The sequence below is a fragment of the Micromonospora sp. NPDC049559 genome (assembly GCF_040676675.1).
In the GTDB taxonomy this organism is placed as follows: Bacteria; Actinomycetota; Actinomycetes; order Mycobacteriales; family Micromonosporaceae; genus JBFAPK01.
Genome location: NZ_JBFAPK010000004.1, coordinates 157,340 through 168,378, shown reverse-complemented (window position 1 = coordinate 168,378; position 11,039 = coordinate 157,340). Strand labels below are relative to the sequence as shown.

Below are 11,039 nucleotides of genomic sequence, written 5' to 3'. Positions count from 1 at the left end.
GGCGGCGCCCGCCCCCCCCCGCCGCCCCCCCCGCCGGGGGCCGCGGCCCGCCCGCCCCCCCCCCCCCCCCGCCGACGAGATCCGCGGTCACATGCTGGCGATGAGGCGTTCCACCCGCTCGTCGTACGCCCGGAACGGGTCCTTGCAGAGGACGGTGCGCTGGGCCTGGTCGTTGAGCTTGAGGTGCACCCAGTCGACGGTGAAGTCGCGCCGCTTCTCCTGCGCGTGCCGGATGAACTCGCCCCGCAGCCGCGCCCGGGTGGTCTGCGGCGGGGTCTCCTTCGCCTCGAAGATCTCCACGTCGGTGGCGACCCGGTCGACCTGGCCGCGCCGCTCCAGCAGCCCGTAGAGGCCACGGCCCCGGCGCAGGTCGTGGTACGCGAGATCCATCTGGGCGATCCGGGGGTGCGACAGCGGCAGGTCGTTCTTCTGCTGGTACCGCTCGATCAGCCGCAGCTTGGTCACCCAGTCGATCTCCCGCGAGACCGGCTCCAGGTCGCCCGTCTCCACCGCGCGCAGCACCCGGCCCCAGAGCTCGACCACCCGCTTGGCGGTCTGGTCGCCGCCCCGGCGCTCGACGAACTCCGTCGCCTTCGCCAGGTACTCCTGCTGGATCTCCAGCGCGCTGATCTCCTTGTTCGAGGCGAGCCGCACCTTCCGGCGGCCGGTCACGTCGTGGGAGACCTCGCGGATCGCCCGGATCGGGTTCTCCAGCGACAGGTCCCGCATCACCACCCCGGCCTCGATCATGCGCAGCACGATGTCCGCGCTGCCCACCTTGAGCAGCGTGGTCACCTCGTTCATGTTCGAATCGCCGACGATCACGTGCAGCCGGCGGTACCGCTCGGCGTCGGCGTGCGGCTCGTCCCGGGTGTTGATGATCGGCCGCGAGCGGGTGGTCGCCGAGGAGACGCCCTCCCAGATGTGCTCGGCCCGCTGGGAGAGGCAGTAGACCGCCCCGCGCGGGGTCTGCAGGACCTTGCCCGCGCCGCAGATCAGCTGCCGGGTCACCAGGAACGGGATCAGCACGTCCGCCAGCCGCCCGAACTCCCCGTGCCGGGAGACCAGGTAGTTCTCGTGACAGCCGTACGAGTTGCCCGCGGAGTCGGTATTGTTCTTGAACAGGTAGATCTCGCCCGCGATCCCCTCGTCGTGCAGCCGCTTCTCCGCGTCGACGAGCAGGCCCTCCAGGATCCGTTCACCCGCCCGGTCGTGGGCGACCAGATCGGCGACGGAATCGCACTCCGGGGTCGCGTACTCCGGATGGGATCCGACGTCGAGGTACAGCCGGGCGCCGTTGCGCAGGAACACGTTGCTCGATCGGCCCCAGGACACCACCCGCCGGAAGAGGTAGCGCGCCACCTCGTCCGGCGACAGCCGCCGCTGCCCCCGATAGGTACAGGTGACGCCGTACTCGGTCTCGAGCCCGAAGATTCGCCGCTCCATAATGAGACACTAGCCGCCCGAAGCCCCGGTTGGTCACCGTCCGCGCGGTGTATCCGCGCCCCGTGTCGCCGGACCCAGCGAGCGAGCGTAGCGGCGCCGGCGTCGTGCTGCAGCCGAGGAGCGCGCCGCGAAGCGGTCGCGCCCCGCAGGCGAAGGACGATCGCCCCTCAGGCGCCGCGAAGCGCGGCGAGCGCGAAATTACAGCAGGTCGAGGAGGTACTGGCCGTAGCCGCTCTTGGTCAGCGGTGCGGCGAGGGCGCGGAGCTGGTCGTCGTCGATGAGGCCGGCCCGCCACGCCTCCTCCTCGACACAGCCGATCTTCATCCCCTGGCGTTCCTCGATCACCCGGACGAACTCGGCCGCCTGCATCATCGAGGTGAAGGTGCCGGTGTCGAGCCAGGCGGTACCCCGGTCGAGCACCGTGACGGTGAGCTCGCCCTTCTCCCGGTACGCCTCGTTGACCGCGGTGATCTCCAGCTCGCCCCGGGCGCTCGGGGTGAGCTTCTGGGCGATCTCCACCACCCGGCTGTCGTAGAAGTAGAGCCCGGGTACCGCGTACCGGGACTTGGGCAGCGCCGGCTTCTCCTCGATCGAGAGCACCCGCCCGGTGTCGTCGAACTCCACCACGCCGTACGCCTCGGGGTTGGCGACCGGGTACGCGAAGACGCGGCCGCCGGTGAGCGTGTTGTGCTCGGCGAGCTGCCGGCCGAGCCCGACGCCGTGGAAGATGTTGTCGCCGAGGATCAGGGCGACCGGTTCGTTGCCGATGAAGTCGGCGCCGAGCAGGAACGCCTGGGCGATGCCCTCGGGGCGGGCCTGCGCCGCGTACTCCAGGCGCAGGCCGAACTGGCTGCCGTCGCCGAGCAGGCGCTGGAACTGGGGCTGGTCGTCCGGGGTGGTGATCACCAGAATCTCCCGGATCCCCGCCATGATCAGCGTGGAGAGCGGGTAGTAGATCATGGGTTTGTCGAAGATCGGCATGAGCTGCTTCGACACGGCCCGGGTGATCGGCCAGAGCCGCGAGCCGGTCCCGCCGGCAAGGAGAATTCCGCGCACCTCGGAAGCCTACCCAGGACGGCGTCCGGCGGGCGCCCGGCCCCGCCCCACCGCGGGGCTCCCGGATCGACCGGAGACACCGGCCCTCGGTACCCGACGGCGGCTCGGGACGGGGTCACGCCGGCGGTTCCGGGCGGTGGCGCCGTCGGCTCCGGGCGGGGTCGCGCCGGTGGGTTCCCAGCGGGTCGGAGCGGTGGCGGGGAACGGCGCGGCGGTGGACGCGTCCGGCTCCGGCGGGCTCGCGTCGCGTAGACTCCCGAAGCCGTGAGGATCCTCGTCACCGGCGGAGCCGGATTCATCGGTTCGGAGTACGTCCGGATGTTGTTGACCGGCACCGGGCCGCAGCTGGCCCCGAGCGCCGTCACCGTCCTGGACAAGCTCACCTATTCGGGCAACCGGGCCAATCTCGATCCCGTGTCGGGCGATCGCCGGCTGCGTTTCGTACCGGGCGACATCTGCGACCCGGCCGTGGTCGACGAGGTGATCGCGGGGCACGACGTGGTGGTGCACTTCGCCGCCGAGTCGCACGTCGACCGCTCGATCGAGGGCGCCGCGCCCTTCGTGACCACGAACGTGCTCGGCACGCAGACCCTGCTCGACGCCGCCCTGCGGCACGGCGTCGGCCGCTTCGTGCACGTCTCGACCGACGAGGTCTACGGCTCGATCGACGAGGGCTCGTGGACCGAGGGCTGGCCGCTGTCGCCGAACTCGCCGTACTCGGCCTCCAAGGCGGGCTCCGACCTGCTCGCGCTGGCCTACCACCGCACCCACGGCATGGACGTGGTGCTGACCCGCTGCTCGAACAACTACGGGCCGTACCAGTTCCCCGAGAAGGTCGTCCCGCTCTTCGTCACCAACCTGCTCGACGGCGGCACCGTGCCGCTCTACGGCGACGGCGGCAACGTCCGGGACTGGCTGCACGTGCACGACCACTGCGTCGGCATCGCGCTGGTGCAGGACAAGGGCCGGCCGGGCGAGGTGTACCACATCGGCGGCGGTACCGAGCTGACCAACCGGGAGCTGACCGGCCGGCTGCTCGAGGCGTGCGGGGCGGACTGGGACCGGGTCGTCCCGGTCGCCGACCGCAAGGGCCACGACCGCCGCTACTCGCTGGACATCACCAAGATCCGTGAGGAGCTCGGGTACGCCCCGAGCGTCGACCTCGACCGCGGCCTGAGCGAGACCGTCCGGTGGTACCGGGAGAACCGGGCCTGGTGGGAGCCGCTGAAGGCCCGCGCCGCGCTCGGCCCGTCCGCATGACGGGGCGCCGGCACGGTACGGCGGACCACCCGGCCCGCGCCGGCGGTGCCGCGTGACCGGGTCGTGGCTGGTCACCGGCGCCGGCGGGATGCTGGGGCGGGACCTGACCGAGGCCCTCGGGGCGCGGTCCGGCCGGGCCTTCACCGCGGCCACCCGGGCCGACCTGGATCTCACCGACCCGGCGGCGGTCGCCGCGGCCGTCGCGGGGCATCGGGTCGTGATCAACGCGGCGGCCTGGACCGACGTCGACGGGGCCGAGACGGATGAGGCCGCCGCGACGGCGGTGAACGGCGACGGGGTGGCCAACCTCGCCCGCGCCTGCGCCGACAGCGGCGCGCTGCTGCTGAGCGTCTCCACCGACTACGTCTTCCCCGGCGACGCCACCCGCCCGTATCCCGAGGACGCGCCGACCGCCCCGATCAACGCGTACGGCCGCAGCAAGCTCGCCGGCGAGCAGGCCGTGGCGCGGCTGCTGCCCCGGACCGGGTACGTGGTGCGCACCGCGTGGCTCTACGGGGCGCACGGGCGCAACTTCGTCGACACGATGCTGCGGCTGGCCCGGCAGCGGGAGCAGCTCGACGTGGTCGACGACCAGCGCGGGCAGCCGACCTGGTCGTACGAGCTGGCGGAGCGGCTGATCGACCTGGCCGACGCGGCCCTCGCGGGGCGGGCGCCCGCCGGCACGTACCACGGCACCGCCGCCGGCGAGACCACCTGGTTCGGGCTGGCCCGGGCCGCGTTCGCGCTGCGCGGGCTGGACCCGGCGCGGATCCGGCCCACCACCAGCGACAAGTTCCGCCGGCCCGCGGCCCGCCCGTCGTACAGCGTGCTGGGCCACGACCGGTGGGCGGCGGCCGGCTTGCCGCCCATGTCAGACTGGCACAAAATGCTCGTCGCCGCGCTCGCGAACACGGATATCGGTAGCCCGGGATAACCCCGCCCGGGACACGCGGCCGGCCACGCACCCCCACCCTTCAATCCGGGAGAAACGCGACATGTCTGATGCGACCGCCGGCACGACGGTCGAGACGGGTCGACTACCACGGGTCAGCGCGATCGTCCTGGCCTGGAAGGCCGAGCCGCTGCTGCGGCGCTGTGTGGAGACGCTGCTCGCCTCGGCCAAGGTCGACGTGGAGGTCGTCCTCGTCGACAACGGCTGCACCACCGACGACGTCGAGGTGCTCGGCAAGCTGCCGCAGGTGACCGTCGTCGGCGAGGGCGAGAACATCGGCTTCTCCGGCGGCTGCAACCTCGGCGTGGCCGCCTCCACCGGCGACTACGTCGCCCTGATCAACGGCGACGCGATCGTCGAGCCGAACACGCTCGCGCGGCTGGTCGAGGAGCTGGACCAGCCCGACATCGGGATCGCGGCCGGCGCGGTACGGCTGGCCGACGAGCCGGAGCTGCTCAACTCCAGCGGCAACGAGGTGCACGTGCTCGGCGTCAGCTGGATCGGCGGGTTCCGGCAGCGGGAGACCCGCGCCGAGCCGACCGAGACCGCGGGCGCGATGGGCGCCTGCCTGGTCACCCGCCGGACCCACTGGGACCGGCTCGGCGGCTTCGACCACCACTACTTCGCCTACCACGAGGACGCCGACCTGTCGATCCGTACCTGGCGGGTCGGGCTGCGGGTGGTGAACGTACCGGACGCGGTGGCGCTGCACCGCTACGAGTTCAGCCGCAACTCGTTCAAGTACTACCTGGTCGAACGGAACCGGCTGATGTTCGTCAGCACCCTGTGGGGCGGCCGCTCGCTGTTGCTGCTGGCTCCGCCGCTGCTCGCGCTGGAGGCCGCCATGCTGCTGCTGGCGGTCAAGGAGGGCTGGCTGCGCGACAAGCTGCGGGGCTACGGGTGGCTCTGGCAGCACCGGCGGCACCTGCGTGAGCGGCGCCGGATGCTCCAGGCCGAGCGGACGGTGCCGGACCGCGAGTGGATGCGGGTACTCACCGACCGCTTCGACACCCCCCTGATGAACCCGCCCGGGGTGGGCGTGCTGAACGCCGCGATGTCGGCGTACTGGCGACTGGTGCGTCGCTGGGTCTGAGCGCGCCGCCGGGTCTCAGCGCACCCGCCGGAGTCTCACGGCGCCGGCGACGGAGAAACGGGCCCGGGGCATCAGCCCCGGGCCCGTTTCTCGTCTACCCGGTCGGGTGGCGGGCGCGCCCGCCGCCCGACCGGGGCGCGCTCACTTCTTCGGCTGCTCGCCGCCGTCCGCGTCCTCGTCGCCGTCCCTGGCCGCGCCGCCGTCCTTGGTCTCCAGGTCCGCCGAGGCGGCCGAGGAGGTCGGCTTCTTCGGGCCCTTCGCCGGGGCCTTCGGCTCGTCCGGCCGGGTCTGCTCCGCCTCGGCCGACTCGCCCCCGCCCAGCAGCGTGGTGAGCGCCGCGCCGGTGATCCGCCGGAAGGTACGCCCGACCCGCCGGCGGTCCAGCACCGCCACCTCCAGCTGGTTGGCGGCGATCGTCCGGGCCGCGCCCCCCTCGCCGCCGACGCTGCCCAGCGCCCGTACCGCCAGCGCGATCGCGGCCTGCAGCGACATGTCCTTGCGGTGGTCGGCGCGGAGCGCGCCCGCGATCGCCTCGGCCTGGCCACCCATCGCCATGCAGCCCGGCTCGTCGTTGACCGAGCCGTCGTAGGTCAGCCGGTAGATCTCGTCGTCGTCGGGGGACGCGCCCACCTCGGCGATGCAGATCTCCACCTCGAACGGCTTCGACTGCTCGGTGAAGAGCGTGCCGAGGGTCTGCGCGTACACGTTGGCCAGCGCCCGCCCGGTGACGTCGCGCCGGTCGAAGCTGACGCCGTTGAGGTCGGCGGTACGGACACCGAAGCGGCGCAGGTTCTCGAACTCGTTGTACCGTCCGACGGCCGCGAAGCCGATCCGGTCGTAGATCTCGCTGACCTTGTGCAGCGCGCTGGAGAGGTTCTCCGCGACGAAGAGCACGCCGCCCTCGTAGCTGAGCACCACCGCGCTGCGCCCCCGGGCGATGCCCTTGCGGGCCAGCTCGGAACGGTCGCGCATGATCTGCTCGGGCGAGGCGTAGAACTGCATGGCCACGGCGGCGGGTCTCCTTTGAACGGTACGAACGGCGTGCGGCTGAGCGGGGTCGGGCGGAAACGGGCGGCGGGCGGGGCGGGTCAGCCGCCCGGATTCTCCATCCGGGCGGCGACGACGGCTTCGGCGAGCGACGCGGACTCGGCGTCGGTGAGCCGGTTGGTCCCCTCGGCCGTCGCGGTCATGACGACCGGGAAGATCCGGCGGGCCAGGTCCGGGCCGCCCGTGGCGCTGTCGTCGTCGGCGGCGTCGTAGAGCGCCTCGACGGCGAGCCGGATCGCCTCCTCGGTGCCGAGCCCGGGCCGGTACCGCTTCTTCAGCGCGGCCTTCGCGAAGAGCGAGCCCGAGCCGACGGCGTCGTAGCCGGTCTCCTCGTAGGGTCCGCCCGTGACGTCGTAGCTGAAGATCCGCCCGGCCCGGCTCGGGTCGGTGGCGCCCAGGTCGAAGCCGGCGAAGATCGGCACCACGGCGAGGCCCTGCATCGCCGCGCCGAGGTTGCCCCTGATCATCGAGGCGAGCCGGTTGGCCTTGCCGTCGAGCGAGAGCATCGCGCCCTCGATCTTCTCGTAGTGCTCCAGCTCGACCTGGAAGAGGCGCAGCAGCTCGATCCCGATCCCGGCCGTGCCGGCGACGCCGACCAGCGAGTACGCGTCGGCCGGGTAGACCTTCTCGACGGTGCGGCTGGCGATCAGGTTGCCCGAGGTGGCGCGCCGGTCCCCGGCCATCACCACGCCCTCGGCGGTGCTGATGGCGACGATGGTGGTGGCGTGCGGCGCCAGTTCGGCGGCGCTTCCGGGAGGCAGCGGGCGACGACCCGGAAGCAACTCGGGGGCGACCTCGCTCAACAGCTGGGTGAACGAGGACATGCCCGACTCGACGCCCCAGAGGCGCCCGGCTGGATCGAAGCCCGCTACCACGTAGTTCCCTTCGCTCGGTACCCGTCGCGGCCCGCGCGGACGCCGTCGGCACCCGGATCGTGCGTCGGTGACGCGCGGGGTTGAAGCAGATTAACGCCCGGACCCGCGCGGTGCCATGATCGCGGGGCGAACGGCGCGGAGCCGCGTCCGGTTCACCGCGGGCCCATGCGCGCCGGCACGGCGTGCCGGCGCGGCGACGGGCTGGCGGATCACCGCGACAAGATCACTGGCCGCCCTTCTGTACGTATCCCCGCACGAACTCCTCGGCGTTCTCCTCCAGCACGGAGTCGATCTCGTCGAGCAGGTCGTCGGTCTCTTCCTTCAGCTGCTCGACGCGCTCGATGGTCTCCGCGTTCGCCTCGGTCGTGACCTCCTCGACCGGCTTGTCCTGCGAGCTCTTGCCGGACTGCGACTGACCGCCGCTGTCACGGGTAGTCATCTGGTGCCTCCTCCACGATCGCCTGGGGAAAACTTACCTCGCGGGAACGACGGAATGGCCCTGCCGTGCCACGTCAGGGTTACGGAAGTCGGCCGGGCGCGTACGGCCGGCCGGGGCGTCAGCCGCCGGTGAGGGTCTCCAGCAGGTCCTTCGCGCTGGGACAGCGGTCGAAGAGCGCGCCGACGTGCGTCTTGGTGCCCCGCTCCGGCTCCATCATCGGCACCCGGACCAGGGACTCCCGGCCCACGTCGAAGATGACCGAGTCCCAGCTGGCGGCGACCACCTCGGAGGCGTACTGGGCCAGGCAACGACCGCGGAAGTAGGCGCGGGTGTCCTCGGGCGGCTCCACCATCGCGGCGCGGGTCTCCTCGTCGGACAGCAGCGTCGCCATCGAGCCGCGCGACACCAGCCGGTGGTAGAGGCCCTTCTCCGGCCGCACGTCCGAGTACTGCAGGTCGACCAGCTGGAGCTTGTGCGAGGCCCAGCCGAGCTTCTCGCGCTCCCGGTAGCCCTCCAGCAGCCGCAGCTTGGCCACCCAGTCCAGCTCGCCCGCGCAGAGCATGGCGTCCCGGCCCAGCCGGTCCAGCACGCTCTCCCACCGGTTGAGCACGTCGCTCGTGGCCTCGTCCACGTCGGAGCCGTACCGATCGTCGACAAAGGACCGGGCCCGCTCGTAGTAGGCCCACTGCAGGTCGAGCGCGGTGAGCCGGCGACCGTCGCGCAGCCGGACCAGGTGGGTCAGGCCGGGGTCGTGGCTGACCGCCTTGAGCTCGGCGACCGGGTCGGCGATGCCGAGGTCCGGGGTGAGCGCCTTCTCCTCGATCATCGTCAGCACCAGCGCGGTCGTACCGACCTTGAGGTACGTCGAGATCTCCGACAGGTTCGCGTCACCGATGATCACGTGCAGCCGGCGGTACTTGTCGGCGTCGGCGTGCGGCTCGTCCCGGGTGTTGATGATCGGGCGCTTGAGGGTGGTCTCCAGGCCGACCTCGACCTCGAAGAAGTCCGCCCGCTGGGAGATCTGGAAGCCCGGCTGGGAGCCGTCCTGGCCGATCCCGACCCGGCCCGCGCCGCAGACGATCTGGCGGGTCACGAAGAACGGCGTCAGGTACGTGACGATGTCCGCGAACGGGGTCTGCCGGCGCATCAGGTAGTTCTCGTGCGCGCCGTAGCTGGCGCCCTTGTTGTCGGTGTTGTTCTTGTAGAGGTGGATCGGGTGGGTACCGGGGATCGTGGCCGCCCGCCGGGCCGCCTCGGCCATCACCCGCTCCCCCGCCTTGTCCCAACGGACCACGTCGAGGGGGTTGGTCACCTCGGGAGTGGAGTACTCCGGGTGCGCGTGGTCGACGTAGAGCCGCGCGCCGTTGGTGAGTATCACGTTCGCCAGCCCGAGGTCCTCGTCGGCGAGCGCCTCGGCCGGGTCGTAGGCCGCGCCGGAGTAGGTGAAGCCCCGCGCGTCGCGCAGCGGGGACTCCTCCTCGTAGTCCCACCGTGCCCGGCCGCCGCGGGTCAACTCGGGCCGCGCGCCGTAGGCGTTGACCACCTGCGACGAGGTGACCATCGGATTGGCACCGGCCTGGCCGGGTACGGAGATGCCGTACTCGACCTCCGTGCCCATGATCCGCCGTACGCTCATGCCGGGACCCCGCTTCTCTCGCCCATGGGGTCGAGCGTAGTCCGCTCCGGTCGCCGCGCGCCGCTCCCGCCGCCAGACACGGCGGCGGAAACTGGCCGCGGCGACCCCACGTCAGGACAGGGCGGTGCCGTCACCACCGACGGGATGCAGCTCCTCGCGGGCGGGCGCGGGCGCCGGCGGCACCGGCTCGTACCGGCGGATCAGCGCGAGCAGCAGCACCATCGCCGCCCGGCCGAGGTAGAAGGTGGCCTTCGCGACCGACTGGCTCGGCGTACCGGCCATCCGGGCGCGCATGGCGACCGGCACCTGCACCACCCGCAGCCCCGCCCGCGCCACGTGCACCACGGTCTCGATCGTGTCACCCAGGTACTCCACCGGGTAGGCCCGCGCGAACAGCTCGATGACCCGCCGGTTGGCGGCCCGGAAGCCCGAGGTGGTGTCGCTGAGCGGCGAGCGGGCGATGCGGCTGAGGACCACCGCGAGCAGCGTCATCGCGTACCGGCGCGGGCCGCGTACCGTGTAGTTGCCGACCCCGGCGAACCGGGCGCCGATCACCAGGTCCGCGTCGGCGAGCACGGCGATCAGCTGCGGCACGTACCGCGGGTCGTGCTGCCCGTCGGCGTCCACCTGCAGGGCCACGTCGTAGCCGTGGTCGGCGGCGTAGCGGTAGCCGAGCCGCATCGCGCCGCCCACCCCGAGGTTGTACGGCAGCCGCAGCACCTCGGCCCCCGCCTTGCGCGCCTCGACCGAGGTGCTGTCCCCCGATCCGTCGTCCACCACCAGCACGTCCACCCCGGGCAGCTCGCGGTGGACCTCGTGGATCACGTCGGCGATGGAGCCCGCCTCGTTCCAGGCGGGAATGATGATCAGAACCTTCTTGCCGTCGATCACGGCTCGCTCCTCTGCTGGGCGGTCTCGGCACGCAGTAGCGCGACTTCTTCGGCGAGCACCCGGGTCTCCTCCTCCAGCCGGCTCAGCTCCCAGCTCAGGTGGATGCTGACCAGAACCAGGAAGACGACGCCGCCGAAGAGCACCAGGCTGACCCCGTTGACCACCCCGAGCATGCCCGCAACCGCGTCGGGGAGGCGGGGGAAGAGAGCGAGGGGCAGCCCGAGCAGGGCCACGACGATCCAGAGCGCCGCGTACTTCTCCCTCAGCTGGCGTCGACGCATCAGCTCGACGACGACCACGAGGAGAATCAGGCCGGTGACACCGGTCAGGATGGTCAGGCGCAT

Annotated in this window: 11 protein-coding genes; 3 read left to right on the top strand and 8 right to left on the bottom strand. The window is 72.1% G+C overall.

Going from position 1 to position 11,039, the window contains the following annotated elements:
- Nucleotides 1–87 precede the first annotated feature (87 nt).
- Together pafA and rfbA are read right to left on the bottom strand one after the other, a co-directional pair.
- Entirely contained in the window at nucleotides 88–1,446 is a 1,359-nt protein-coding gene (gene pafA, locus AB0J86_RS08035) for a Pup--protein ligase (protein ID WP_363854303.1), read from the bottom strand.
- Nucleotides 1,447–1,644: 198 nt separating this feature from the next.
- Nucleotides 1,645–2,502, bottom strand: coding sequence for a glucose-1-phosphate thymidylyltransferase RfbA (gene rfbA, locus AB0J86_RS08030; protein WP_363854300.1), 858 nt, complete (start codon nucleotides 2,500–2,502; stop codon nucleotides 1,645–1,647).
- 264 nt (nucleotides 2,503–2,766) lie between these two features.
- Between rfbA and rfbB the strand changes: the two genes are divergently transcribed.
- From rfbB to AB0J86_RS08015, 3 genes are all read left to right on the top strand, one after another.
- Nucleotides 2,767–3,762, top strand: a complete 996-nt coding sequence (gene rfbB, locus AB0J86_RS08025; protein ID WP_363854297.1) for a dTDP-glucose 4,6-dehydratase — start codon at nucleotides 2,767–2,769, stop codon at nucleotides 3,760–3,762.
- 52 nt (nucleotides 3,763–3,814) lie between these two features.
- On the top strand, nucleotides 3,815–4,696 hold the full coding sequence (rfbD, locus tag AB0J86_RS08020; protein ID WP_363854294.1) for a dTDP-4-dehydrorhamnose reductase: 882 nt from the start codon (nucleotides 3,815–3,817) through the stop codon (nucleotides 4,694–4,696).
- 61 nt (nucleotides 4,697–4,757) lie between these two features.
- Entirely contained in the window at nucleotides 4,758–5,807 is a 1,050-nt protein-coding gene (locus AB0J86_RS08015) for a glycosyltransferase family 2 protein (protein WP_363854292.1), read from the top strand.
- A gap of 141 nt (nucleotides 5,808–5,948) precedes the next feature.
- Here the strand turns inward: AB0J86_RS08015 and prcA are convergent, their stop codons facing one another.
- The 6 genes from prcA to AB0J86_RS07985 form a co-directional block, all read right to left on the bottom strand.
- Nucleotides 5,949–6,815: a proteasome subunit alpha gene (prcA, locus tag AB0J86_RS08010; protein WP_363854289.1), complete on the bottom strand. Its 867-nt coding sequence runs from the start codon at nucleotides 6,813–6,815 to the stop codon at nucleotides 5,949–5,951.
- A gap of 80 nt (nucleotides 6,816–6,895) precedes the next feature.
- The gene (gene prcB / locus AB0J86_RS08005) at nucleotides 6,896–7,729 is read right to left on the bottom strand and encodes a proteasome subunit beta (RefSeq protein ID WP_363854286.1); all 834 of its coding nucleotides are present in this window, start codon (nucleotides 7,727–7,729) and stop codon (nucleotides 6,896–6,898) included.
- A 223-nt stretch (nucleotides 7,730–7,952) separates the two neighbouring features.
- Nucleotides 7,953–8,168 carry a ubiquitin-like protein Pup gene (locus AB0J86_RS08000; protein WP_363854283.1) on the bottom strand — a complete coding sequence of 72 codons (216 nt, stop codon included), beginning with the start codon at nucleotides 8,166–8,168 and terminating at the stop codon, nucleotides 7,953–7,955.
- 118 nt (nucleotides 8,169–8,286) lie between these two features.
- Entirely contained in the window at nucleotides 8,287–9,804 is a 1,518-nt protein-coding gene (dop, locus tag AB0J86_RS07995) for a depupylase/deamidase Dop (protein WP_363854280.1), read from the bottom strand.
- A gap of 111 nt (nucleotides 9,805–9,915) precedes the next feature.
- Nucleotides 9,916–10,695 carry a glycosyltransferase family 2 protein gene (locus AB0J86_RS07990; RefSeq protein ID WP_363854278.1) on the bottom strand — a complete coding sequence of 260 codons (780 nt, stop codon included), beginning with the start codon at nucleotides 10,693–10,695 and terminating at the stop codon, nucleotides 9,916–9,918.
- Nucleotides 10,692–11,039, bottom strand: a complete 348-nt coding sequence (locus tag AB0J86_RS07985; RefSeq protein WP_363854275.1) for a DUF2304 domain-containing protein — start codon at nucleotides 11,037–11,039, stop codon at nucleotides 10,692–10,694. Before AB0J86_RS07985 ends, AB0J86_RS07990 begins: the two co-directional genes overlap by 4 nt.

Bases quoted from the DNA above. Each gene is read 5' to 3' on its own strand.
- AB0J86_RS07985 (WP_363854275.1), bottom strand. From the start codon at position 11,039: ATGCGCCTGACCATCCTGACCGGTGTCACCGGCCTGATTCTCCTCGTG.
- pafA (WP_363854303.1), bottom strand. From the start codon at position 1,446: ATGGAGCGGCGAATCTTCGGGCTCGAGACCGAGTACGGCGTCACCTGT.
- dop (WP_363854280.1), bottom strand. From the start codon at position 9,804: ATGAGCGTACGGCGGATCATGGGCACGGAGGTCGAGTACGGCATCTCC.
- AB0J86_RS08015 (WP_363854292.1), top strand. From the start codon at position 4,758: ATGTCTGATGCGACCGCCGGCACGACGGTCGAGACGGGTCGACTACCA.
- AB0J86_RS08000 (WP_363854283.1), bottom strand. From the start codon at position 8,168: ATGACTACCCGTGACAGCGGCGGTCAGTCGCAGTCCGGCAAGAGCTCG.